At 70.6% G+C, this 24,743-nt stretch carries 21 protein-coding genes; 12 read left to right on the forward strand and 9 right to left on the reverse strand.

Translation table 11 applies throughout. The annotated features are described in order from the left end of the window. Positions 1 to 303 precede the first annotated feature (303 nt). Positions 304 to 3,249 carry an AMP-binding protein gene (locus FOH10_RS09635; RefSeq protein WP_143980447.1) on the forward strand — a complete coding sequence of 982 codons (2,946 nt, stop codon included), beginning with the start codon at positions 304 to 306 and terminating at the stop codon, positions 3,247 to 3,249. A 26-nt stretch (positions 3,250 to 3,275) separates the two neighbouring features. On the opposite strand, the gene rffA is transcribed toward FOH10_RS09635, so the two are convergent. Next, the gene (gene rffA, locus FOH10_RS09640) at positions 3,276 to 4,415 is read right to left on the reverse strand and encodes a dTDP-4-amino-4,6-dideoxygalactose transaminase (protein ID WP_143980448.1); all 1,140 of its coding nucleotides are present in this window, start codon (positions 4,413 to 4,415) and stop codon (positions 3,276 to 3,278) included. Between the two features lie 193 nt (positions 4,416 to 4,608). Here rffA and FOH10_RS09645 point away from each other — a divergent pair, with 193 nt between their 5' ends. Both FOH10_RS09645 and FOH10_RS09650 read left to right on the forward strand, forming a co-directional pair. Then, positions 4,609 to 6,918, forward strand: coding sequence for a hypothetical protein (locus tag FOH10_RS09645; RefSeq protein WP_425326135.1), 2,310 nt, complete (start codon positions 4,609 to 4,611; stop codon positions 6,916 to 6,918). Next, on the forward strand, positions 6,915 to 7,406 hold the full coding sequence (locus FOH10_RS09650) for a GtrA family protein (protein ID WP_372341645.1): 492 nt from the start codon (positions 6,915 to 6,917) through the stop codon (positions 7,404 to 7,406). The genes FOH10_RS09645 and FOH10_RS09650 overlap by 4 nt, the downstream gene beginning before the upstream one ends. Before the next feature lie 65 nt (positions 7,407 to 7,471). On the opposite strand, the gene FOH10_RS09655 is transcribed toward FOH10_RS09650, so the two are convergent. Next, on the reverse strand, positions 7,472 to 8,899 hold the full coding sequence (locus tag FOH10_RS09655; protein WP_143980449.1) for an RNA-guided endonuclease TnpB family protein: 1,428 nt from the start codon (positions 8,897 to 8,899) through the stop codon (positions 7,472 to 7,474). Between the two features lie 192 nt (positions 8,900 to 9,091). Here FOH10_RS09655 and FOH10_RS09660 point away from each other — a divergent pair, with 192 nt between their 5' ends. Beyond that, positions 9,092 to 9,691 carry a class I SAM-dependent methyltransferase gene (locus FOH10_RS09660; protein WP_143980450.1) on the forward strand — a complete coding sequence of 200 codons (600 nt, stop codon included), beginning with the start codon at positions 9,092 to 9,094 and terminating at the stop codon, positions 9,689 to 9,691. A gap of 9 nt (positions 9,692 to 9,700) precedes the next feature. Here the strand turns inward: FOH10_RS09660 and FOH10_RS09665 are convergent, their stop codons facing one another. After that, the gene (locus FOH10_RS09665) at positions 9,701 to 10,789 is read right to left on the reverse strand and encodes a glycosyltransferase family 2 protein (RefSeq protein ID WP_143980451.1); all 1,089 of its coding nucleotides are present in this window, start codon (positions 10,787 to 10,789) and stop codon (positions 9,701 to 9,703) included. A gap of 288 nt (positions 10,790 to 11,077) precedes the next feature. Here FOH10_RS09665 and FOH10_RS09670 point away from each other — a divergent pair, with 288 nt between their 5' ends. Together FOH10_RS09670 and FOH10_RS09675 are read left to right on the forward strand one after the other, a co-directional pair. Further along, positions 11,078 to 13,234 carry a hypothetical protein gene (locus FOH10_RS09670; RefSeq protein ID WP_186000893.1) on the forward strand — a complete coding sequence of 719 codons (2,157 nt, stop codon included), beginning with the start codon at positions 11,078 to 11,080 and terminating at the stop codon, positions 13,232 to 13,234. 10 nt (positions 13,235 to 13,244) lie between these two features. Continuing rightward, entirely contained in the window at positions 13,245 to 13,469 is a 225-nt protein-coding gene (locus FOH10_RS09675) for a Trm112 family protein (RefSeq protein WP_228812302.1), read from the forward strand. Between the two features lie 108 nt (positions 13,470 to 13,577). On the opposite strand, the gene FOH10_RS09680 is transcribed toward FOH10_RS09675, so the two are convergent. Genes FOH10_RS09680 through FOH10_RS09690 form a run of 3 tightly spaced genes read right to left on the reverse strand, consistent with a single transcriptional unit; the run spans position 13,578 to position 15,690 of the window. Next, on the reverse strand, positions 13,578 to 14,180 hold the full coding sequence (locus FOH10_RS09680) for a TetR/AcrR family transcriptional regulator (protein WP_143980452.1): 603 nt from the start codon (positions 14,178 to 14,180) through the stop codon (positions 13,578 to 13,580). Next, complete coding sequence (locus FOH10_RS09685) at positions 14,177 to 14,962, reverse strand: ABC transporter permease (RefSeq protein ID WP_143980453.1); 786 nt, start codon at positions 14,960 to 14,962, stop codon at positions 14,177 to 14,179. Before FOH10_RS09685 ends, FOH10_RS09680 begins: the two co-directional genes overlap by 4 nt. Then, a complete protein-coding gene (locus FOH10_RS09690) occupies positions 14,959 to 15,690 on the reverse strand; it encodes an ABC transporter ATP-binding protein (protein WP_143980454.1) in 732 nt (243 codons plus the stop codon). Before FOH10_RS09690 ends, FOH10_RS09685 begins: the two co-directional genes overlap by 4 nt. A 360-nt stretch (positions 15,691 to 16,050) precedes the next feature. Between FOH10_RS09690 and FOH10_RS09695 the strand changes: the two genes are divergently transcribed. Further along, positions 16,051 to 17,106: an NAD-dependent epimerase/dehydratase family protein gene (locus FOH10_RS09695; RefSeq protein ID WP_244961840.1), complete on the forward strand. Its 1,056-nt coding sequence runs from the start codon at positions 16,051 to 16,053 to the stop codon at positions 17,104 to 17,106. A gap of 386 nt (positions 17,107 to 17,492) precedes the next feature. Here the strand turns inward: FOH10_RS09695 and FOH10_RS09700 are convergent, their stop codons facing one another. From FOH10_RS09700 to FOH10_RS09710, 3 genes are read right to left on the reverse strand one after another with little or no spacing between them, the layout of a single operon-like run. Further along, entirely contained in the window at positions 17,493 to 18,524 is a 1,032-nt protein-coding gene (locus tag FOH10_RS09700; protein WP_186000773.1) for a sensor histidine kinase, read from the reverse strand. Beyond that, entirely contained in the window at positions 18,514 to 19,212 is a 699-nt protein-coding gene (locus FOH10_RS09705) for a response regulator transcription factor (RefSeq protein WP_039812861.1), read from the reverse strand. Before FOH10_RS09705 ends, FOH10_RS09700 begins: the two co-directional genes overlap by 11 nt. Before the next feature lie 5 nt (positions 19,213 to 19,217). After that, on the reverse strand, positions 19,218 to 20,693 hold the full coding sequence (locus FOH10_RS09710) for a hypothetical protein (protein WP_186000774.1): 1,476 nt from the start codon (positions 20,691 to 20,693) through the stop codon (positions 19,218 to 19,220). Positions 20,694 to 20,817: 124 nt separating this feature from the next. On the opposite strand from FOH10_RS09710, the gene FOH10_RS09715 reads away from it, so the two are divergent. The 5 genes from FOH10_RS09715 to FOH10_RS09735 all read left to right on the forward strand — a co-directional run bounded on the left by FOH10_RS09715 (position 20,818) and on the right by FOH10_RS09735 (position 24,734). Beyond that, the gene (locus FOH10_RS09715) at positions 20,818 to 21,483 is read left to right on the forward strand and encodes a glycosyltransferase family 2 protein (protein ID WP_186000775.1); all 666 of its coding nucleotides are present in this window, start codon (positions 20,818 to 20,820) and stop codon (positions 21,481 to 21,483) included. A 124-nt stretch (positions 21,484 to 21,607) separates the two neighbouring features. After that, complete coding sequence (locus FOH10_RS09720) at positions 21,608 to 22,306, forward strand: TIGR04282 family arsenosugar biosynthesis glycosyltransferase (protein WP_143980456.1); 699 nt, start codon at positions 21,608 to 21,610, stop codon at positions 22,304 to 22,306. Positions 22,307 to 22,503: 197 nt separating this feature from the next. Then, positions 22,504 to 23,601 carry a molybdopterin-dependent oxidoreductase gene (locus FOH10_RS09725; protein WP_143983977.1) on the forward strand — a complete coding sequence of 366 codons (1,098 nt, stop codon included), beginning with the start codon at positions 22,504 to 22,506 and terminating at the stop codon, positions 23,599 to 23,601. Further along, positions 23,598 to 24,023 carry a hypothetical protein gene (locus tag FOH10_RS09730; protein WP_143980457.1) on the forward strand — a complete coding sequence of 142 codons (426 nt, stop codon included), beginning with the start codon at positions 23,598 to 23,600 and terminating at the stop codon, positions 24,021 to 24,023. The genes FOH10_RS09725 and FOH10_RS09730 overlap by 4 nt, the downstream gene beginning before the upstream one ends. 6 nt (positions 24,024 to 24,029) lie before the next feature. Then, positions 24,030 to 24,734, forward strand: coding sequence for a flavodoxin family protein (locus tag FOH10_RS09735; RefSeq protein WP_029928839.1), 705 nt, complete (start codon positions 24,030 to 24,032; stop codon positions 24,732 to 24,734). Positions 24,735 to 24,743: the final 9 nt, after the last annotated feature.

Below are 24,743 nucleotides of genomic sequence, written 5' to 3' on the forward strand. Positions count from 1 at the left end.
GACATGCGCGACAGTGCGTTCCAGCGATTCGATGGTAGATCGCCGACTCGGCGAGCCGCAGCGGAATGCGGGAATAATCCTGTGCCCGCAGTTTCATGACGTGTGCCGCAATTTCGACGCGGCCGCATGAATACCGTCCGGGATAGTTCCAGGGCGGCAAATTCCTTCACTCGTGTAGGACGCGCCGGTGGCCGCATGGCGCTGCTCACAGCGCCCACGAAGTAGGCTGACCATGTGACAAGCTCGTCTGAACGCGTTGGGGCGGGTGACGCAGGTCACGTCGAGGTATGTCTGGGAGAAGTCGTGAAATTCAATTCCAAGTCCGTCGTGGGGCCCGTGCAGCGGCTGGTCGCCACCGCGCAGAACGGGCTCGAGGTGATCCGGTTCGGGGGGCTGGCTCACGACATCGAATCGTCGCCGTACGAGGTCGTCGAGCGGAAGCGCATGTATCGCCTGCGCCATTACTTCCCCGACAGCAGCGCGCCGGGCCGCCCGGTCGCGGTGCTGGTGCCGCCGCTCATGGTGAGCGCCGAACTGTGGGACGTGAATGCCGCCGACGGCGCGGTGGGAATTCTCGACGCCGCCGGAATCGACTGCTGGGTGGTGGATTTCGGATCCCCGGCGGTGGAAGAGGGTGGCTGGCAGCGGGATCTGGCCGACCACGTGCTGGCCGTGAGCGCCGCCATCGACACCGTCGCCGAGATCACCGGGCGCGCGGTGCATCTCATGGGCTACTCCCAGGGCGGCATGTTCGCCTACCAGGCCACCGCCTATCGCGGCGGGAAGGACGTCGACAGCATCGTCACCTTCGGCAGCCCGGTCGACATCGTGGCCGGGATGCCGCTGGGGCTGCCGCACGGGCTGGCCGCCGATGTCGCGCAATTCCTCGCCGACCATGTGCTCACCCGGCTGCCCATCACCGACTCCATGGTGCGGTTGGGTTTCCAGGCCCTCGACCCGGTGAAGACGGCGCGGGCGCGGCTGGACTTCCTGCGTCAGCTGCACAACCGCGAGGCGCTGCTGCCCAAGGAGCGGCAGCGTCGCTTCCTGGAGGCCGAGGGGTGGCTCGGCTACCCCGGTCCGGCGCTCACCGACCTGCTCGAGCAGTTCGTCCAGCACAATCGAATGATGCTGGGCGGTTTCGTCATTCGCGACCAGCCCATTTCCCTGGCGGATATCGAATGCCCGATCCTGGCCTTCGTCGGCGAGGTCGACGACATCGGCCAGCCCGCCGCGGTGCGCGGCATCAAGCGCGCCGCGCCCAATGCCGAGGTCTACGAGGCCTCCCTGGTCGCCGGACACTTCGGCCTGGTCGCCGGCAGCACCGCCACCGCCCGCACCTGGCCGCTGGTGCGCGACTGGGTGCGCTGGGCGGACGGCCACGGCGAACTCCCCGCCGACATCGCGCCCATGGCCGAGCATGTGGCGCGCAACGGACAGCGGTCGACCCTGACCCGGGTGGTGCACGCCGCCGCCACCCTGGCCGAGGCCGGAACCAGCATCGGCAAGACGCTCGAGACCGTGGCGAGCAATTCGCTGCGCGGATCGGTGGAGCTCACCGGGGAGGCGGCGCGCGCCCTGCCGCGCCTGACCCGCCTCGGCATGATCCAGTCGCACACCCGGATCTCGCTGGGTCGCCTGATGGACGAGCAGACGCGGCGCGCACCGCAGCGTGAATGCTTCCTCTTCGACGACCGGGTGCACACCAATACCGCGGTCAACACCCGCATCGACAATGTGGTGCGCGGACTCGTGTCGGTGGGCGTGCGCCCGGCCACCCGGGTCGGCGTGGTCATGGAGACCCGGCCCAGCGCCCTGGTGACCATCGCCGCGCTGTCGCGACTGGGTGCGGTGGCGGTACTGCTCGCGCCCGGCAGCGAACTCGCGCAGGCGGTGGCGCTCACCGATACCAGACTGCTCATCGCCGATCCGGAGAATCTGCGTGACGCCGCCGCGACCGGGCTGCGCACCCTGGTGCTGGGCGGCGGCGAGAGTCGCGGCCTGGACATCCCGCTCGGCGGCGATGTGGTGGACATGGAGCAGATCGACCCGGCCGCGGTCGCCCTGCCCGGCTGGTATCGGCCGAATCCGGGGCTGGCGCGCGAGCTGGCCTTCGTCCTGGTGACGGGGACCGGTGACCGCTTCGACGTCAAGTACATCACCAACCACCGCTGGGCGCTGTCGGCCTTCGGCACCGCCACCGCGGCCGATCTGGATCGCCGCGACACCGTGTACTGCCTCGCGCCGCTGCACCATTCGTCTGGATTGCTGGTGAGTCTGGGCGGGGCCATCGCGGGCGGCAGCCGGATCGCGTTGGCGCGGTCGCTGGATCCGGCCCGGTTCGCCGAGGAGGTGCACCGCTACGGCGTCACCGTGGTCACCTACACCTGGACCATGCTGCGCGACATCCTCGACGCCGACACCTTCCCGAACGGTCATTCACATCCCATCCGCCTGTTCATCGGCTCGGGGATGCCCGCCGGGCTGTGGCGGCGCACCCAGGAGCGCTTCGCCCCCGCGCGGGTGCTGGAGTTCTACGCCTCCATCGAAGGCGATGTGGTGCTGGCGAACGTGTCCGGACAGAAGATCGGCTCCAAGGGCCGGCCGGTGCCCGGCACCGCCAAGGTCGAACTCATCGCCTACGACTCCAGGACCGACGAGATCCTGGTCGAGGACTCGGGTTTCGCGCGGCGCTGCGCCGACAACGAGGTGGGTCTGCTCATCGGCACCGCCTCCGATTCGGTGGACCTCTCCCGCGGCGGCCTCCGCGGGGTGTTCGCGCCCGGCGACGCCTGGATGCCGACGGAGAACCTCTTCCGCCGCGACAGCGACGGCGACTACTGGCTGATGGACCGGCGCGACACCGTCATCCACACCCCGCGCGGGCCGGTCTACACCCACCCGATCGTCGATGTGCTCAACGACATCACGGCCGTGGATATGGAAGTGGCGTACGGACTTCCGGTCGGCGACCGCACCCTCGCCGTGGCCGCCCTCAGCGTCCGCGCGGGCTACCGCCTCGAAGCCGAGGATGTCGGCGAGGCCCTGCGCGCCCTGCCCCCGGACCAGCGCCCCGATCTGGTCTACGTGGTCGACGAGATCCCGCGCAGCTCCACCTTCCGCCCCTCCACGCGCGCGGTCCAGGCCCAGGGCCGTCCGCGCCCCGGGGACCGGACCTGGTGGTACAACCGGGAATCCGACCGGTACGAGGTGCTGACGGAGGAATTGGCGCAGCGCCTGTACGACTGAGCCCGTCCGCACCGGTAGCCGCGCGGCTACACCGTGAAGGCGGTGACCTCCTCGATCACGCGCCGCACCTGGACGTCGGACAGGCCCGGCCAGAGCGGCAGCCGCACCACGGTGCCGGAGAATTCGGCGCTGCGCACACAGGGCACCGGGGTGCGGCCCAGCTTCAGTCCGGCCGGGCTGGAGTCCAGCGGTACGTAGTGGAACGGGGCCACTATGCCGCGGTCGGCGAGGTGGCGGATGAGGTCGTCGCGGCGGTCCTCGGTGGGGACCCGCAGGTAGTACAGGTGTGCGGTGTGCTCGCGGTCGGCGGGCACGGTCATCAGGCGAATATCGTTGCGGCGCGCCCAATCCGGCAGTCCGGCGGCGTAGGCGTCCCACACCCGGTGCCGGTTGGCCTGGATGGTGTCGAACTCGCTCAGCTGCGCGTCCAGCACCGCGGCATTGAGTTCGCTGGGCAGGTAGCTGGAGCCGATGTCCTGCCAGGAGTACTTGTCCACCGCACCGCGCAGGAACCGCGCCCGGTCGGTGCCCTTCTCCCGGATGATCTCCGCCCGCGCCATCAGGATGTCATCGGTGAGCAGCACCGCGCCGCCCTCACCGCAGTGTACGTTCTTGGTGTCGTGGAAACTCAGCGCGCCGACCGTGCCGATGGTGCCCAGCGGTCGCCCCCGCCAGGTGCCGCCGAGACCGTGCGCATTGTCCTCGATGATGGCGAAGCCGTGGGTGGCGGCCAGATCCAGCAGCCGGTCCATCTCCGCGCCCACCCCGCCGTAGTGGATGACCACGATGGCTTTGGTGCGCTCGGTGACCACGGCCGCCACCGCGTCCGGATCCAGATTGCCGGTCGCGGAGTCGATATCGGCGAACACCACCGTCGCCCCGCGCAGCGCCATGGCGGTGGCGGTGGAGGTGAAGGCGAAACTGGGGACGATCACCTCGTCGTCGGGCCCGAGTTCCAGCAGCAGCCCGGCCATTTCCAGGGCGTGCGTGCACGAGGTGGTGAGCAGGGCGTGCGGGGCCGCGGTGATGGCCTTCAGCTTGGCGGTGGCCGCGGCGGTGAACCGGCCGTCGCCGTGGCTGTGGTCCGAGGCGAGCACGGCCTCCAGATTCGCCAGCTCCCGGCTCGCCCGGAACGGGCGGCTGAAGATAATGCGTTCGGTGCTCACCGGAGTTCGGTCCCCTCATGGCGGTCGGCGACGGCCCCGGATCGTCCGACCACATGCCGAACGGCAGAGCCCGAGCGTCGAACTCTAACACGGTGGGGCGGCCGGGAATCGGCATCGCCGCCGGTGCCCGGGCCGCCGCGCGCGCCCGGGTGCGGTGCGCTTCCCGAGGGCCTGCCTGTAGGGTCTGGAACTCGTGGTGGACAGTGGAATTCTCGGTACGCGGCGTGCGGTGTTCCGGTGGGGGTTCGTCACCTCGATCGGCGTGGTGCTCGGCTATGCGGCGGTGCTGTCGGCCGACGTGCGCCACTTCTACACCGATGACACCGAATCCCAGTACGCCCCACTGTGGGTGATGCTCGGCCGCGCCCTGCGCGAGGGCACCTTCCCGGTCATGGTTCCCGACCAGTGGATGTCGGGCAACTACACCATGGAGGAGGCGGGTCTGTTCAACCCGCCGCAGTTGCTGATCGACCTGATCGCGCCCTCGGTGCCGAATCTGGCCGTGTACGCCACCATCGTGAAACTGCTCTTCTCCATCCTCGCGGCACTGGGCGTCTACCGCGTCTGCCTGGTCTACGGCGCGCGCCCGCAGTGGGCGGCGGTCGCGGGCGTGGCCTTCCCGTTCTCCGGCTTCTTCCTCTTCTTCGACACCGCCAGCTGGATGACCTCGCTCACCGGCACCGCGTACATGCTGCACGCGTGGGCGTCGTCGGTGCGGTACGTGCGCGGGCCCGGCGGGGGCGATGGACCCGGAGGCGGCAGCTCGCGTCACCACGGAGGGGCCCGCCCACGCCGCAGTGGATACGGCGGTCCGATTCCGGTATTCGTCTTCCTGTACCTGGCGATCTCGGTGCAGTACATCTTCCCGGCCGTGGAGGCGGTGCTCATGCTGGCCGCGGTGGCGGTGGGCGAGTTCGTCACGCGGCGCGCCTGGAAGCCGGTGCTGCGGCTGGCGGTGGCGGCGGGCTGCGCGGGCCTGGCCGGACTGCTCACCTTCCTGCCGTCCATGCTCTCGGCCAAGGTGAGCTGGCGCGGTACGGCGCAGATCAATAACGACCAGTTCCTCACGGTGCCCTGGTCGGAATCGCTGAATGCCAGTCTGCCCAGCGCCTATCCGGCGTTCAGCTCGTGGTGGGGCTATGTGCAGCCGCTGCCCATGACCTATATCGCCTGGTTCCTGATTCCGGCGCTGGCCTTCGTGGACTGGCGGCGGGCGCGCGAGCACTGGCGGGAGTTCATCTCCATCGCGCTGTTCGCCGTCATGGCGCTCATGTGGACGGCCGGACCGGGCACCATCGGACCGCTGCGCTGGCCCGCCCGCGTACTGCCCATGCTGGCCATCGGACTGCTGGTGCTGGTGTGCGTGCTGCTGGGCCGGTTCGGCACGGTGCGCGACTGGCGCGGGCGCGGTATCGCGGCCGGGGTGCTGATCCTGCTGCTGTGGGTGCGCACCTTCTCCGCCGACCCGCATCGTATCGGCTGGCATGTGCTCGCGGCGGTGGTGGTCGCGGCGCTGACCGCGGCCGTGGTCGCGCTGGGCCGCACCCGCGGTATCGCGGCGGCCTGCCTGCTGACCATCGCCGCCATGTTCCCCATCGCGTTCGTCCAGGTGCGCGCGGTGCAGCCGAATCTCATGTCGTGGAATCTGCCCGCCGACCGGCAGCAGGCCATGGCGGCGTTCCCGGATTTCGCGGGCCGCAACATCCAGCTCGGTGATCGCGGTCTGATCGGCCCGGCGGATAAATCGCTCGACCGCGCCTACGGCTCCCTGGTCTTCGGCAACTACGCCAAGGATCTGGAACTGAACTACGTCCAGGGCTACACCCCCAACGGGCACTTCTACTTCGGTGAACTGCTGTGCATGCGCTGGGACGGCAGCACCTGCCCGGACGCCTACCGCCGCCTGTTCGCCCCCGAACCGACCACCGGGCGCACCATCGTGGACCTCATGCTGCTGGACCGGGTGGTCCTGCAGCGGGCCATGTTCCCCGACGCCCGCACCCAACCCGCCCCGCCGGACTGGCACTGGGTGGACTACCCGGGTCACGACCAGTGGATCTCGGTGCTGGAGCGCGACGGCGGTCCCGTGTCGGGTCTGAACGGCCGCGTCGCCGACGCCCGCGATGTCACCGCGACGTCGATCGCGGAAACCGATACCACCAGCCGCGTGCGGGTGAGCTCCGACGACGGCGGCCGCGTGGTGTTCGCCCGGCTGGGCTGGCCCGGCTACCGCGTCACCCTGAACGGACAGGACATCCCCTTCGCCACGGTCGCGAATTCCTTCGTGGCCGTGGATGTCCCCGCGGGCACCCGGGACGCGGAACTGGTGCTCACCTGGCGTCCGCCCGGCTGGAAGATCGGTATCGCCACCGGTGCCCTCGGCGTGGCCGGAATCGCGGTGCTGCAATGGCTCTACCTGCGGTCGCGGCGTGAGGACGCGCCGGAATCCCCCGGCGAGTCCTCCGGCGAACCGGAACGTGAACTGGCAGGCTCGGTTTCGTGAGCACCGCCGACTACTCACCCGAGTTGACGGTGGACTCCGGTGTCATCGCCGAGCCCGCCGCCGACGCCCCGCCCGGCCTGCTCCTGCGTCTGGTGCGGCGGCAGGAGGTCGCCTTCGCCCTGGTGGGCGGCTTCAACACCGCGCTCGGCATGGTGCTCACCGTGCTCTGGCTGACCGTGCTGGAAGGCCATGTCGCCAAGGCGGCCGCGGTGGCGCTGGCCCCCGCGCTGGCCTATGCCGTCAGCATCGTGGTGGCCTTCGTGCTGCACCGCACCCTGGTGTTCCGGGTGCGCGGGCACGCCCTGCGCGATTTCGTGGCCTTCGTCGGCGTCAATTCCGGTGGGCTGGCGCTGAACCTCCTGCTGCTCCAGGTGGCGGTGTCGGTGCTGCACTGTCCGGAGAAGCCCGCCGCCGTGGTGGTGATGGGCCTGGTCGCCGTCGCCAGCTTCTTCGGACACCGGCACATCTCGTTCCGCCGCTCACACTGACAGCCTGTTGATTCACCCGGGTTGACGGGCTGTTTCGACAGCGCCCTTCTCGGGCGTCCGGGCACTCACACCGCGAGCGGGTGAGTGCCGGTTCCCGCGTCCACCGGGCCGGTTACACCGACACCCGAACGGTGTCGGTCAGCGCCTTCCCGTCGGCGGGCTTTGGTGACCCGGCCCCCTGCTGGGAGGTCCGGGGATCCAGATACGTCTTTCACCGTGGCCGGCCAGTGTGCGAGGTTGACCGCCGCGTTCACATCCCGATCCAGCCGCAGCCCACACCCGCACGCGAACACCCGGTCGGCCAACACCAGCTCCGGGTTGACGGTGCCGCAGGTAGAGCAGCGTTTACTCGACGGGAACCACCGACCAGCGGTGACAACGCTGCCGTGCCGCCAATCCTGTTTGTAGCGCAGGATGCGGGCGAACTCGGCCCACCCCGCATCACCGATAGCACGGGCTAGAGTGTGGTTGCGGAGCATGCCGGCCACGTACAGGTCCTCGACGACGAGCCGGTCGTGGGTCTTGACCAGCATGCCGGTGACCTCATGCAGAAAGTGACGACGGATCGCGGCGGTCTTGCGATGGTGCCGGGCCAGCCGCGCGGCGGCCTCGTCTCGGTTGCGGGATCCTTTCTTTTTGCGGGACAGTGCTTTCGACAACCGACGTTGCCGGGCCAGCCCGGCCGCGAGGGGCTTGGGCGCGGTGATACGAGCGACCTCACTACCTTCGGCGGTGGCGGCGACCAGAAACGCCGACAACCCCCGATCCACCCCGACCCAGCCGTGTTCGTCGCCGGGGTCGCGGGGCCGGTGCTGGTGGGCGGGGTGCAGGTCGGCGGCTTCGGTGGCGACGCTGACCCACCACCGGCCACCCCGCTCGGTGACGGTGGCGTACAGGATTCTCGCGCGGTGTTTGGCTAGCATCCGCCGCAACCGGCGGGTGTCGTCCCGTACGCGGATTACTCCGAGGCCGGGCAGGGTGACCGAGCGGGGGGTATCGCCGTCACCGACCCGGATCGACGGACGGCCGTTCTTGGCAGGCTTGTTCCGCAGCCGGAACGCCCGGGGCGCACGCCGTTTGGACTTGAAGCGGGGAAACCCGACTCGTCTGCCCTTGCGGCGACCGGTACGCGAGTCTGACCAGTTGGTCAGGGCGCGGCCGCAGTCGACGGCGGCTTCCTCGAACACCTGCTGGCACACCTGATCCCGCCACACCAAACCGGTCACCCGCACCCGCGCGACCCCGGCGGTGTCGACGGTGAACACCCGCCCGGCGGCCTCGGTCTTCTTCCAGGCGTTGAACGCGTTGATCAGACCGAACCCCGTCCACGGCACCGGATGCTCGGGATCGGTTGTGCGTTGTGTCAGGGCGGTTTTCACCAGGTGCAGGCATTGGTTGAACGCGAACCGCGCCGCGCCCGCGTGCCGGGCCAGCGTGGCGTGCTGCTCGGCGGTGGGCTCGAGGCGGTAGCGGAAGGTGGTGTGCCTGCTCATCACCGGCGAGTGTGGCACACGCCACTGACAACAAACCCGGGGTCGGTCCGACCAGCACCGGACGACACGAAACGACCAGTTCACAAACAGGCAGTGCGCGTGAGACGCCCGCCACACGGTGGGCGCTGGAACCGGACAGATGGCATAGTTCGTGCAACGGATGACGTTGTCCGCCAACTGTTCAGGATCGACGTGAGCACCAGCTTCATCTACCGGTACGGAACCGTCTACGAACTACTCATGCGGGGGCTGTACGGCCGACACTACGGCGCGCGGTATCGCGCCATCGCCGCCCTGGTTCCCGAGAACGCCGCGGTGCTCGATCTCTGCTGCGGCCCGGCCACCCTCTACACCCGGTACCTGCGGCAGAAGGCGGTGCGCTACACCGGACTCGACCTCAACGAGCGCTTCATCGCCCGGCTGATCCGCGCGGGCGGCAGCGGGCAGGTCTGGAATCTGCGCGCCGACACCCCGCTGCCCGCCGCCGACTACGTCATCATGCAGGGCAGCCTCTACCACTTCCTGCCCGATCCGGAACCGGTGCTGGACCGCATGCTCGACGCCGCGCGGGAACGGGTGATCGTCGCCGAACCGGTCCGGAATCTGACCGCCACCCGCCATCGCGCCATGGCCGGGCTCGGCGGACGTCTCACCGACGCCGGGGACGGCGCGCGGCCGCTGCGCTTCGACGAGGAGACCCTCGACGAACTGTTCCGCGGCTTCCCCGAACACGTCGAGGAGCGCCGCCTCATCGCGGGCGGACGGGAGAAGCTCTACCTGCTGAAGCCCTGAGCCGAGCGGTCAGCCGCCGACGTGCTCGATCTCGCGGTCGGCGGCCGCGGCCCGGTCGGCATCCGGGCGCGGCGTCGGCGAATCCACGGTCAGATACAGCGGTTTGCCCACCAGGACGTGCAGTGCCACACCCAGGTACTCGGCGATCAGGCCGAGGGAGAACAGGATCGCGCCCGAACACAGCAGCAGCACCACGATGGTGGACGCCCAGCCCTCGGGAGCCCAGTTCTCCCGGGTGAGCACCTGGAACACCACGAAGGCGGCCAGCGCCACCCCCGCCAGCGCCAGCGTCACGCCCAACATGCTCACCAGCCGCAGGCCACGGGTCCCGCTGCACAGCACCATCTTCCAGAACAGCGAGAACAGGCGGCGGTAGTTGTAGCCGGATTCCTCCCGGCCCTCCGCGCGCAGCGCCACCGGCACCTGGGCGACCGTGCCCACCACCCAGGTCAGCGCCACGTCCAGATACACGCCATTGGAGGCGACATCGGCGAGCTGGCGGCCGATATCGCCGCGGATGAGCCGGTAGCTCTCGAAGCGGGTGGAATCCGGGAAGGCGAAGACGGTGGCCAGCACCAGTTTCGCGCCGCGCGAGGTGAGATTGCGCAGGAAGCCGTGCGGGCGGGTATTGGTCGGCTTGGAGTAGATCAGGTCGGCGCGCCGCTCCAGCGCGGCGTCCAGGAACGCGCCGATGAACGCCGGATCGTGCTGCCCGTCCTCGTCCATGGTGACGATCCAGTCCCCGCGCGCCGCCGACATTCCGGCGATGGTCGCCGCGTCCTGTCCGAAATTGCGGCTCAGCCAGACCGCGCGCACCTCCGGGTAGGCGGCGCGCAGCTCCTGCATGACCACATCGGAGCGGTCCGGACCGTGATCGTGCACCAGCACGATCTCCGAGACCGCGAAGGGGACGCCGCCCGGCGTCGTGGTGGCCTCGGTCAACGCGTGCAGTTCGGCGACCAGGGCGGCGATGGTGTCCTCGCCGCGGTACACCGGAACCACCACCGAGACCGCGTGCGGCCGGTCGATACCGGGCCGGATCGGATGCTCCGCGGTGTCGACGTCGGAGTGGTACGTGCGTCGGGAGGGAATCGGCATCAGCTGAATCGACTTTCGATGACGGTACGCGTGCCGGTGCTCCTCGAGGACTGGCTGGAGCCCGAGCCGTCGAGCACTCTAACACGGTGCGCACGGCCTTCCAGGGCAGCGGCCGCGTCGTCGCGCCCTGCCGCGAACCGTGACTGCCGGTAGGGTGGGGAACTCGTGACGGGCAGTGCAGTCTCGACGGGGACCTCGGACGGGGTCGCCCCCGACCCGGACCGCGGCGCGGGTGAATCCGATTCCCGCCGAGCGGTATTGCGCTGGGGCGCGGTCACCGTGCTGGGCGTGCTGCTGGGCTACGCGGCGGTACTGCTGGCCAATGCCAGGCACTTCTACACCGACGACACCGAATCCCAGTACACCGGCCTGTGGGTGGGGCTCGGGCGGGCGCTGCGGGCGGGAGAGTTCCCGGTGCTGTGGCCCGAGCAGTGGATGTCGGGCAACAACACCATGGACGATGCGGGACTGTTCAATCCGCCGCAGCTGCTCATCGACCTGCTCGCACCGTCCTTCGACAATATGGCGCTGTACGCCACGCTGGTCAAACTGGTCTTCTCGATCATCGCGGCGCTGGGTGTGTACCGCATCTGCCTGGTCTACGGCGCCCGGCCCGCGTGGGCGGCGGTGGCGGGCGTGGCCTTCCCGCTGTCCGGATTCTTCCTGTTCTTCGACGAGGCCAGCTGGATGACGGCGCTCACCGGCACCGCCTGGCTGGTGCACGCGTGGGCGTCGGCGGTGCGGTACACGCGCGGCGAGGGCGGGCCGATACCGGTCTTCGTCTTTCTCTATCTGACCATTTCCACGCAGTACATCTTCCCGGCCATCGAGGCCGCGCTCATGCTGGGCGCGGTGGCGGTGGGCGAGCTGGTGTCGCGGCGGGACCGGTGGGCGGTGGTGCGGCTGACCGCGGTGAGCGCGTGCGCCGGACTGGCCGGGCTGCTGGTCTTTCTGCCGTCCATGCTGTCGGCCCAGGTGACCTGGCGGGGATCCGCGCAGATCATGAACGACCAGTTCCTCACGGTGCCCTGGTCGGAATCGCTGAATGCCAGCCTGCCGTCCACCCTGCCGGCCTTTCCCTCCTGGTGGGGATATGTGCAACCCATGCCGGTCACCTATATCGCCTGGTTCCTGATTCCGGCGCTGGCGTTCGTGGACTGGCGGGCGGCGCGCGAACACTGGCGGGAGTTCGTCTCCGTCGGCCTGTTCGCGATCGTCATGCTGCTGTGGGCGGCCGGGCCGGGCACCATCGGCCCGCTGCGCTGGCCCGCGCGGGTGCTGCCCATGATCGCCATCGCGCTGCTGGTGCTGGTGTGCGTGCTGCTCGGGCGGTTCGGGACGGTCACGCGCTGGCGGGAGCGCGGCGTGGCGGCGGGGGTGCTGATCCTGGCGCTGTGGGTGCGCTCGTTCTCGGCCGATCCGCACAATATGGTCCGGCACGTGGTGTCGGTGATCGTCGTCGCGGCGGCGGGGACGGCGGTGGTGTGGCTGGCGCGGACGCGGGGGAGCGCGGCCGCCTGCGCGGCGGTCCTGGCCGTCATGTTCCCGATCGCCTACTGGCAGGTGCGCGCCGCGCAGCCGACACCCATGTCGTACCACATGCCGACGAACCGATCCGATGCGGCGCGGGCCTTCCCGGACTTCCCGGGCACCACCATTCAGCTCGCCGATCGCGCACTCGTACGGCCGGAGGACAAGAGCCTGGACGGGGCGTACGGCTCACTGGTCTTCGGCAATTACGCCAAATCGCTCGAACTGGACTATGTCAACGGGTACACCCCGACCGGCCATTTCTACTTCGGCAAACTGCTGTGCATGCGGTGGGATTCCAGTGTGTGCCCGGACGCCTACCGGCGGCTCTTCGCGCCGGAGCCGACCACCGGCCGCCCGCTGGTGGATCTGATGAAGCTGGACCGGGTGGTCGTGCAGCGGGCGCTGTTCCCCGACGTGCGCGCCCAGGACGCGCCGCCGGGGTGGCGGTGGGTGGATCTGCCCGGGGACCGCTACATCTGGGTGCTGGAACGCGTGGCCGGGCTCGTCTCGACCGAGAACGGCCGCGTCTCGGCCACCCGCGATGCCACCGCGACCTCGGTATCGGAGACCGACACCACCAGCCGGGTGCGGGTGTCCTCGGCGCGGGGCGGACAGGTGGTGTTCGCCCGTCTCGGCTGGCCGGGCTACCGCGCCACCCTCGACGGGCGGCCGGTGCCCATCTCGACCGTCGCCAAATCCTTCGTGGCCGTGCGGATTCCGGCCGGGACCGAGTCCGCCGAGCTGGTGCTGACCTGGCGGCCGCCGGGCTGGAAGATCGGGCTGGCCACCGGCGCGGCCGGCGTGCTCGGCCTGGCGGTGTCGCAGTGGTGGTATCTGCGCACCCGGCGCACCGACGGTGCGGAGGAGTCGCCGCCCGCACCGGGCGGTGAGCGTGCCGCCGCGGCCCGGTAGGTTATCGGTCATGCCGGAGGACATCACCTTGGACTCGACCCTGCTCAGCCTGCTGGCCTGCCCGCAGGACAAGGGCCCGCTGCTGCTGGTCCACGACGACCAGGGGGCCGCGCTGCTCTACAACCCGCGCCTGCGCCGCGCCTATCCGATCGACAACGGCATCCCGGTCCTGCTCGTCGACGAGGCGCGCGAGGTGTCGGACGAGGAACACACGGCCTTCATCGTCCAGGACTGAGCCGCGGGCACGGAGCCGCGAGGACACGGATCCCCACCGTGAGTTCGGAGCATGGCCGCGGCCGCTGCCAGCGCCCCGGGATCGCGGGACGCGGCCGTCCAGCGCTGGTCAGGTCTGCAGGTCGCCGGTCAGGTAGCGCTGGAGCGTCGGACCCACCTCGGCGGCCAGCTCGTCCACGGACATGGAGGCGAGCGGTTCGACCTCGAGGATCTTGCGCGCCATCAGCACACCGATGAGCTGCGAGGCGGCCAGCACCACCCGCCGCGCCCCCGTGCCTGGGGGTGAATCCACCCGGGCGCGAACGTCTTTCAGTGCCACATCGAGCAGGAAGGTCCGCACCAGCGCCGGATCGCCTCCGCCCAGCGCGCTGCGGAAGGCGGCCACGGCCCGCACACCGAGGGGCGAATCCCAGACTCCGACGACCGTGCGGACGATGGTGTCGCCCAACCGATCCAGCGGCGCGGCGGCGACGGCCCCCGTGACGATGCTCGGATCGGCGGGGATATCCAGTGCGGCCGTGAGCAATTGCTGTTTGGTGCCGAAATAGTGGTGCACGAGCGCCGGATCCACCCCGGCGACACCGGCGATGGACCGTATCGACGCCCGGTCGAATCCCACCTCCGCGAAACGCACCCGGGCGGCGTCGAGGATCGCCTCCCGGGTGCCGGATCGGCCGGGCCGCCGTCCGCCGCGTCCTCCGCGCTCCGTCACGCGGTTCTCCGGCGTAGCGTCGCCGCGCCGAGACCCAGTGCGGCGGCGGCGAACAGCGCCACGACGAGCAGATCCCGCCACATCGCGCCGGTGGCCCCGGGATTGTTCGACACATCCTGCAAGGCCGACACCGCATAGCTCAGCGGCAGCACATCGCTGATCACCTCCAGCCAGTCGGGCAGCTGTTCACGCGGCACCAGCAGGCCGCACAGGAAGAACTGAGGTCCGACGATCACGGGCATGAACTGTACGGCCTGGAATTCGGTGCGCGCGAAGGCGCTCGCCAGCAGACCGAGCGCCACCCCGAGGACGGCGTCGACGATCGCGATGAGCAGCACCAGCCAGACACTGCCCGCGGCGCGCAGATCCAGCAGCCAGAACGACACCAGACAGGCGACGCCCGCCTGCGCGCCCGCCGCGATGGAGAAGGCCGAACCGTATCCGGCCAGTAGATCCAGTTTGGACAGCGGTGTGGTCATGAGCCGTTCGAGGGTGCCCGAGGTGCGTTCGCGCTGCATCGCGATGGCCGTGATCAGGAACATGACGATGAACGGCAGGATGCCGAGCATGCTGATGCCGACCCGGTCGAACACCCGCGGCGCGCCCGGCGGCGTCGGTGAGTTCTGGTACACGAAGTACAGCAGGGTCAGCAGTAGCGCCGGAACCAGCAGCAGCATCGCTACGGTGCGATGGTCGGCGCGCAGCTGCTTCAAAATGCGTAGGGTGGTGGCGCGGTAGCAGGCCAGCGGTCGGGGGCCGGTGGGTCGGGTCGTGGTGGTCATGACCGTCCTCCCATCTCGATGAGGGCGAGAAACGCGTTCTCCAGGCTGGATTCGCCGGTGTCGGAACGTAGTTCGTCCGGACTGAGTTGGGCGAGCAGGTGACCGTCGCGCATGAGCAGCAGTTGATCGCAGTGCTCGGCCTCGTCCATCACGTGACTGGAGACCAGCAGCGTGCGGCCCTGCTCGGCGAGGGCGTGAAATTCCTTCCAGAGTTCCACGCGCAGTACGGGATCCAGGCCGACGGTGGGTTCGTCGAGAATCAGCACCTCCGGATCGGCCACCAGGGCGCAGGCCAGCGAGGTGCGGGTGCGCTGACCGCCGGAGAGTTGGTTGCCGCGCTGCCCGGCGTGGTCGCTCAGCCCCACGGCGGCGATGGCCTCGGCCACCTGATCCCGCGAAGCGCCGTACATCGCACCGAAATACGAGACATTGTCGGTGACGGTGAGGTCGTCGTAGATGCTCGGAGCCTGTGTCACATAGCCGACCCGCGAGCGCAGCCCACGCGACCCGGCCGTCTCACCCAGCACCCGCACCGTGCCCGACTCGATGATCTGGGTGCCGACGATGCTGCGCATGAGCGTGGTCTTCCCGCAGCCCGAGGGTCCGAGCAGGCCGGTGATGCGACCGCGCGGCACGGTCAGCGTGATGTCGTGGAGTACCCGCCGCCCGCCCCGCACGACGCACAGGGTGTCGACGTCGATGGCGGGCGTGGAGTTCGGTGTCGTCATGGGACCACCTGCAATTCATCGAGTGTTGAATTCACTATGCGATGAATTCTGCACCCGAACCGACCGCGACACAAGACCCGATTCGAATCCGCTTCCCGCGCGCCGCCCACCCGATTCGCCCCGACGAATCGGACCGATCCTGCGGCGCTCCCCGCGTGTGCGGATGCGATGGTGACGAAAGGCTGACGGCCCGCGTGTCGGCGGCCTGTCGGGCCGCGAACGACGGCCGTGGGCACCACAATCGCGGATATGTCTGTCGTGTGCGCCGGAGTTTCCCGGATCGGCGGCCGTCGCCGGACAGGCCATGACCACACTCACCCGGTACCCGGGTCCAGCGAGCCACAGCTACGGAGGACACCTGTGCGTGTATTGCTCACCGGCGCGGCCGGTTTCATCGGTTCCCACATCCACCGCGCCCTCACCGATGCCGGGCATGAGGTCGTGGCGCTCGACGTGATGCTGCCCGCCGCCCACGGGGCCGAGGCGGCGCCGCCGCGCGGTGTCGAGCGGGCGGATGTGCGCGATCCGGAGGCGCTCGACGCATGCCTGCGCGGGGTGGACGCGGTGTGTCATCAGGCCGCCGTGGTCGGTGCGGGGGTGAGCGCCCAGGACGCGCCCGCCTACGCCAGTCACAACGATCTCGGCACCGCGGTGCTGCTGGCCGCCATGGACCGGGCGCGTTGCCGCCACCTGGTGCTGGCCTCGTCCATGGTGGTGTACGGCGAGGGCAGCTATGTGGACCGGAACGGTGAGCGGGTCGAGCCCGCACCGCGCACCCGCGCGGACCTGGACGGGGGCCGCTTCGACCACCTCGGTGCGGATGGCGCACCGCTGCACTGGGCTCCGGTCGACGAGGACGCCCCGCTGCGCCCGCGCAGCCTGTACGCCGCGAGCAAACTCGCGCAGGAGCACTATGCCGCCGCCTGGGCCACCGCCATCGGTGCCACCGTGACCGCGCTGCGCTACCACAATGTCTACGGCGACGGGATGCCCAGGGATACCCCGTATTCCGGCGTGGCGGCCATCTTCCGCTCCGCCCTGGAAGCGGGCGAAGCACCCCGCGTCTTCGAAGACGGCCGCCAGGCCCGCGATTTCGTGCACGTCCGCGATATCGCCGCCGCCAATCTGGCCGCCCTCGAACGCCCACTCGACGCCTTCGTCCCCCTGAACATCGCCTCCGGCCACCCCATCACCATCGGCGAGGTGGCCGCCGTCCTCGCCACCGCCCACGGCGGCAAACCCCCGGTGGTCACCGCCGACTACCGCCCCGGCGACGTCCGCCACATCGTCGCCAGCCCCGCCCGCGCCCACCACCTCCTCGACTTCACCGCCGCCACCACCCCCACCGCCGGCCTCACCGAATTCGCCTCCGCCCCACTGCGATCCGCATCCGGCTCCGGCATCCCGACCTGGTAATCCCGAGCCTCGAGGCGTGAGCCCGAGCCGTGAGCCCCGAGGCCGGACCCTCGTGCGGCCGACAGCCACGGGCGGTTGCGGCGCCGTGAGCGGCGTGCCGGAGTCGGGAGCCGTGCGCTCGGAGTGCTCGCACGTGGTCGTCGGCTTCCGGTCTCGCTCCCCGGGGTCCTCGCGGGCCGTACCGGACGCGGTTCGCGAGCGGTGCTCCGAACTCCGCCATCGGGGCTCGACCCACGCCGCCGGTGTCGCGAACCGGCGGCGGGCAGGCACAGTGTGGTCGCGCTGTCCGCCGCGCTCGGCCGACCGTTCGATCGGGGTCGGCCTCGGCAGGTTGTGGAAGCTCGGTCGCCGCGGGCGGCCCTCGCGGTGGCGGAGGACGCCTCGGCCTACCCCTCGCCGTTGCCGAGCAGGGGCAGCCGGACCTCGAATCGGGCTCCCCGGTCGCGATTCTCGGCGTGGATCTCGCCGTGGTGGGCCGCCACGAGCCCGGCGGCGATGGCCAGGCCCATGCCGCTGCTGCTGCCGAGTTCGGCCGCGCCGGGGGAGCGGGCGGAGGTGCCGCGGTAGGCGACCTCGAAGATGCGGGGCAGATCGACAGGGGAGATGCCGGGCCCGGTGTCGTCCACGCGGGTCCAGGCGTGGCCGTCGGAGGCGCCCGCGGCGATCTCGATCCGGCCGCCGGGTGGCGTGTGGGCGATGGCATTGGCGACCAGGTTGGTGAGCACCCGGGTGAGGGCGCGGTCGCTGCCCGCCACCACGATGCGGTGCTCGGGTTGCCGTGCGGTGAGGGTGATTCCGGCGCGCCGGGCGGTCGGCTGGTTGGCGGCCAGTACCTCGTCGATCAGCTCGCGCAGGTCCACCGGCTCCAGGGACAGCCGCAGCGCCCCGGCATTGATCTTCGACATCTCGAACAGGTCGTCGACCATGGCGGAGAGCCGATTGGTCTCGCGCACAATGCGTTCGGCGTACCTGCGCACCTCGTCACCCTCGTCGACCACCCCGTCGGCGAGCGCTTCACCCATGGCCCGGACCCCCGCCAGCGGGGTGCGCAGATCATGGCTCACCCACGCGATCAGCTCCCGCCGCGACTGCTCCGCGGCCCGTTCCCGCTCGCGCATCTGCTTCTCCCACACCGTGGCCCGCGCCTGCGCCCGCCCCAGCAGAATGGCCGCGGGCACCGTCACCGCCGTGACCACCCCCAGGACGGTGGCGGTACGGGCCAGCGCGTCGTCGAACATGAGCCCGCTCACCGCGACCACGCCGCTGAGCGTCGCCAGCGTCGGAATCAGCACCAGCACGGCCATACTCGTGGTCATGGCGCGATTGCGGGTGTAGCGCAGCAGCAGCGCGCCGACCACCACCACCGGCAGCGATCCGGCGAGCGCGTAGCCGATGAGGCCAGGGGTGTCAGTCGGCACGCGGCGTATCCTCACCGGAATCGGTGCGGCCCCAGGCGTATCCGCGCCCCCACACGGTGTCGATGCGATGCGCGGCACCGAGTTTGGCGCGCAGTCGCTTGATGTGCACGGTCACCGTGGACAGGTCGCCGAAGGTCCACCCCCACACCTCCGCGAGCAGTTCGTCGCGGCTGAACACCCGGTGCGGATGGGTCAGCAGAAAGGTGAGCAGATCGAATTCGCGTGCGGTCAACTCCACCGGCACCCCGGCCACCTGTACGGCGCGCGCCGCGGGCCGCACCTCGATATCCCCGCTGCGCAGCACCTGCTCGGCGCTCGGGGCGGGCCGGGCGCGGCGCAGCACCGACGCCACCCGCAGCGCGAGCTCGCGCGGACTGAACGGCTTGGTGACGTAATCGTCGGCGCCGGACTGCAATCCGAGCACCCGGTCGTCCTCCTCGCCGAGCGCGGTGAGCAGGATGATCGGCGTATCCGGATGCGGCCCGCCGCGCACCATGCGCACCAGGTCGATGCCGTCCGGCGGCGGCATCATCACATCGAGGATGGCGAGGTCGATGTCGTTGCGCGCCAATACCGCCGCGGTCTGCGGCCCGTCGGCCGTCTCCACCACCTCCAGTCCGTCCCGTTCCAGATACCGCCGCACCACCTCCCGCACCACGGGATCATCATCGGCCACCAGAATGCGCATGACAGTCACCAATTCGTGAGTACCAGATGGTTGACGAGCAGTGCCCCGACCGCCTGCACGGCCAGCCACCCCCGCATATCCCGCCGCGGCAGCAGGGCCGTCCCCGCGATCACCCACAGCCCGAACGGCAGCCAGATCCGTTCCGTCTCGGCCTTGCTCAGCCCGCTGAGATCGGCCAGCAGCAGCGCCGCCAACCCCGCCGCCACCAGGAGCGCCGCCGGATCGACCACCGCCCGCCACCGCCGCAGCGCCGGTACCGCACTCCCGCGCACGCTCGCTCCGCGCGCGTTCGCCTCGCGCCCTGCCGCCTGCCGCTCGCGAGTGGCGGGGCCACCTCGCTCCGCCGTCGACAGCCCGACCGCGGACAGCCGCAGTGCACGGGCGACGCGGTGCAGCGCGGCCACCGAGGCCAGCCCGACCGCGCACACCGTGGCCGCGAGATTGCCCCAGACCCAGTACGAGTAGGGCCGTTCGCTGGCGATGCCCTGGTAGTACCGTTCCACCACCAGGTGATAGCCGTCGAACCACCAGAACCCGGCCGCCGTGAACGCGCCCACCACGAGCAGCATGCCGACCACCACCGGGAACACGGGGCGCAGCCCGCGGGCCGCGAGTACCGCCAGTGCGGGCACCGCCATGAGCACCAGGCCGTAGCTGAGATAGAGCCCGAAGCCGAACAGCAGCCCCGAGCCCACCGCGGCCGGCACCCACCGCGCGCCGTGCCGGGTCGCGACCGCCAGCAGCGCCACCGCCCACGCGGTGACCCCGGCGAACAGCGCGTCCGCGGACACCGCCAGCCAGATGGCGGCCGGGGCGAGCGCCAGGAAGGGCGCTGCCGCGCGGGCGCGCTCCATCGCGCCCAATGCCCGCAGCGTCACCAGAACGGCCACGGCCGCACCGCAACCGACCAGGACGCACAGCAGTCCGGCCCAACCGCCGCCACCCAGTCCGACCCGGTCCAGCAGGACGAAGACGAGCAGTGCCCCCGGCGGATGCCCGGAGACGTGGGTGGTCCAGGAGTCGGGCTGGAAATCCAGGATGCGCGCGGAGAATCCGCGCAGCATGGCCGCGATATCGGTGACCCCGCCGACCTCGTGCAGGTACTCGTCGCGGCTGGTGAGCCGTCCCGCGAAGCCGCGCTGCCAGCCGTCCACCAGGGCGAGCGCACCGGCCCACCCGACCGAGGTCAGCCAGGTGACGGCGAGTAGCCGCCGCCAGGACAGGCGTGCGGCGAGGCCGGGGCCGTACACGATCACCAGCGCCGCGATGGCGACGGCCGGACCGGTGCCCCAGCCGATATGCGGCAGCCATTCGCCGAACAGCGGTGCGGCTCCGGCGTACAGCCGATCCCGCCACTGTTTGCCCATTATTCGCGGAAAGGCCACGGCGGCCGCGACCAACAGGGCCGCGCCGACCGCCCAGCCGAGATCGGCCCGGCGCGTAAACGGTCGGGAAGGCGTGATGACGGGAGTGTTCCGCACGCACCCACCCTAGGCCGCGAGGTACCCCGGAGCCGGTTGATCTGGGCGTTCGCACAGGTCCCGTCATACTTTCGTCATCGGTGTGTTGGGGTTCATCCGGCCCGCGCGGGCCTACGGTCTAGGCGTGACCGAATCGAACGAGGAATCCTGCGTCACGGTGGTGATTCCGTGTCGCGATGAAGCCGGTGCGCTCCCTGGCGTACTCACGGCAATCCCCGCGGGCTATCGGGTGATCGTGGTGGACAACGGTTCCACCGACGACACCGCCGCGGTCGCCCGCACCGCCGGGGCCACCGTCGTCACCGAGCCCGTCCCCGGCTACGGCAGTGCCGTGCACGCCGGTGTGCGGTCGGCCCGCACCGATATCGTGGCCGTCCTCGACGGTGACGGCTCCATGGACCCCCGCGAGTTGTCCACCCTGGTAGCGGATTTGACGCCCCAGGTCGATATGGTCGTCGGCCGTCGCCGCCCCGCCGGTCGCGGCGCCTGGCCCTGGCACGCCCGCCTGGGCAATGCCCTGGTGGCCGCCCGCCTGCGCCACCACTACGGTCTGCCCGTCCACGACGTGGCGGCCATGCGCGTCGCCCACCGCGACCGCCTGCTCGCCCTCGGCCCACTGCACCCGCGCTCCGGCTACCCGCTGGCACTGCTGGTGGCCGCGGCCGGGGCGGGCTGGTCACTCATCGAACGCGATATCGCCTACCGCCCCCGAACCCACGGCGTCTCGAAGATCTCCGGCTCGGTGCGCGGCACCCTACGAGCCATCCGCGACTTCTGGAGCGTCCGATGACAGGACGCACGGGACTCGTGCCGCCCACCCGACCGCTCGCGCCGCGTGGTCCGAGGCCGTCGCGACACGTCCGTCCGTACCCGCTGCGGGGCCTGGCGCCCGCCGCCCACCGCAGGAGGACCCGATGACCGCACCGTCTGCCGAGCGACTGCCCGCCACCCTGCTCGTGGTGGCGAAAGCGCCCATCGCGGGCTTCGCCAAAACCCGCCTCACTCCGCCCCTGACACCGCACGAGGGTGCGCGCCTGGCCGCCGCCGCCCTGCTGGACACCCTCGACGCCATGCGCGCCGCAGCCGTCCGGCACCGGGTGGTCGCGTGGACGGGGGACCTGGCGGCGGCCGAGGCGGCCGACGACATCGGTCGCGCGCTGGCCGATTTCACCGTGGTGCCGCAGCGCGGCCACGGCTTCGCCGAGCGCCTGGCCCACGCCCACGCCGACGCCGCTCGCTTCGGCCTGCCGATCGTGCAGATCGGCATGGACACCCCGCAGGTCACCCCGGAACTGCTGACCGGCGCGGCGGCTCGGCTCACCGGTCCCGCCGACGCGGTGTTCGGGCCCGCCGCCGACGGCGGCTGGTGGGCGCTGGGCTGGACCGACCCGTGGGCCGCCCCCGCTCTCGCCGAGGTGCCCATGTCCACCGCCCGCACCGGCGAACTCACCCGAGACCTGCTGCACCGCAGCCACTACCGCGTCCACGACCTGCCCGTACTCAATGACGTCGACACCTACGCCGACGCCCTCCAGGTCGCCGCCGACGCACACGGCCGCTTCGGCACGGCCATGCGCCGGCACCGTGCGGCGCACCCGGAACTCGTCCCATGACCACCCCGGAGCCACCGGACGATCCGGCACCCGGACTCGACCCGCAGGCCCCGGGCGGTGATCGGGCCGATCGCGCCGAGAACCGTGAGCCGCACAGCCTGAGCGGCGACCCGACCGATCGCGCCGCGTCGGCGGTTTCGACCACGCCCGCAGGAGGGCCGAGGCAGCTGCTGCTGCCCGCCGCCATCGCGCGCCGGATGTCGCCCGCGCGTGGCCCGGAGGTGGCCGCGCGCGTCGGAATCGCCTTGGGCACCGCGATACTCATCTGCTTCGCCACCGGCCTGCTGAGCCACTGGATCCAGCATCCGCCGCAGTGGTTCGCCTGGCCCGCGTACCCGGTCTGGCTCTACCGCGTCACCCAGGGCACCCACGTCGTCTCCGGTGTCGTCGCCATTCCACTGCTGCTGGTCAAGCTCTGGTCGGTGTACCCGCGCCTGTTCGCCCGCCCGCTGCTGGGCAATCCGGTGCGCGCCCTGGAGCGGGGGTCGATCGCGGTGCTGGTGGGTGCGGTGATCTTCCAACTCGTCACCGGACTGTTCAATACCGCGCAGAACTATCCGTGGCGATTCTTCTTCACCACCACGCACTACGCCATGGCCTATATCGCCGTCGGTGCGCTCGCCGTGCACCTGGCGGTGAAACTGCCGGTGATCCGCGCGGCCCTGCGAGGTCGCACCGACAGCGAAACCCCGGCAGGCCAGGGCATCTCGCGCCGCACGCTGCTGGGTGCCGCCGCCGTCGCCGCCCTGGTGGCGGGCTTGTCGACGGCGGGCCAGACGGTGCCGTACCTGCGCCGCATCGCCGTCCTCGCCCCGCGCAGCGGCCATGGACCCCAGGGCGTTCCGATCAATCGCACCGCCCTGGAGGCGGGGGTGGAGCAGCGCGCCACCGCCGCCGACTACGCCCTCACCGTCGCCGTCGGCGAGCGCCGTCGCACCTTCACCCGGGCGGAACTGGCGGCCTTGCCGCAGCACACCGCCGATCTGCCGATCGCCTGTGTGGAGGGCTGGAGCGCCACCGCCCGCTGGTCCGGGGTGCGCCTGCGCGACCTGCTCGCCGCCGTCGGCGAATACCGGGGTGGCAGTGTGCGATTCACCTCGCTGGAGGACAGCGGCAGCTACCGCACCTCGGTGCTGCCGCGCCCGCACGTGGTCGCCGCCGACACCCTGGTCGCCCTCCGCATCGGCGACGCCGATCTGAATCTCGACCACGGCTACCCGTGCCGTCTCATCGCCCCCAATCGCCCCGGCGTCCTCCAGACCAAATGGCTGTCCCGTATCGAGGAGTTGCCGTGACCCCGATCCGCGTACTGCTCGTGCTGCTCGGCCTGTGGCTGGCGGCGCTGGGCATCACCGACCTGCTGGCAATGAGCCGCACCGACATGATCTCGATCGTCTTCTGGTTCGCGGGCGGCATTCTCGTCCACGACGCGGTCTTCGCGCCGCTGTGCGCGGTCATCGGCACCGCGGGCCGTCGAGTGCTGCCGCCGCGCGCCTGGGCTCCGGCCGCGTGCGGTGCGGTCGCCACCGTCACCCTGCTGCTCATCGCCGTGCCGGTACTCGCACCCGGCGGCGCCAACGCCGATAATCCCACCATTCGCGACCGGCCCTATCTGCTCGGGCTTGCCCTCGCATTGGTCACCGTCTGGACCCTGGTCGCCCTGGCCACGGTCACCGTCCACCGCGGCCGACCCCACCGCGGCACACTCGAAAGGTAGCCAGCCATGCCCGATTTCAGCGACCTGCGCGCCCTGTTCATCAACTGCACGCTGAAACGCTCCCCGGAACGCAGCAACACCCAGGGGATCATCGACCTGTCGGCGCACATCATGGCGAAGAACGGCGTCAGCGTCTCCCACATCCGCGCCGTCGACCACGATATCGCCACCGGCGTCTGGCCGGATATGACCGAGCACGGCTGGGCGACCGACGCCTGGCCCGCCCTGCAACGGCAGGTCATGGACGCCCATATTCTGGTGCTCGCGGGGCCGATCTGGTTGGGCGACAACAGTTCCGTCATGAAGCAGGTGATCGAGCGGCTCTACGCCAACTCCAGCGTGCTCAACGACGCCGGACAGTACGCCTACTACGGGCGGGTCGGCGGCTGCCTCATCACCGGCAACGAGGACGGCATCAAACACTGTGCCATGAACGTGCTCTACAGCCTCCAGCACATCGGCTACAGCATCCCGCCGCAGGCCGACGCGGGCTGGATCGGCGAAGCCGGACCCGGACCGTCCTACCTGGACCCGGGTTCCGGCGGCCCCGACAACGACTTCACCAACCGCAACACCACCTTCATGACGTGGAATCTCATGCACCTGGCCCGCATTCTGGTGGACGCGGGCGGCTTCCCGGCGCACGGCAACCAGCGCAGCGAATGGGATGCGGGCTGCCGCTTCGACTTCGAGAATCCGGAATACCGCTGAGCGGTCACC

The sequence above is a fragment of the Nocardia otitidiscaviarum genome (assembly GCF_007362295.1).
Classification (GTDB): domain Bacteria; phylum Actinomycetota; class Actinomycetes; order Mycobacteriales; family Mycobacteriaceae; genus Nocardia; species Nocardia otitidiscaviarum.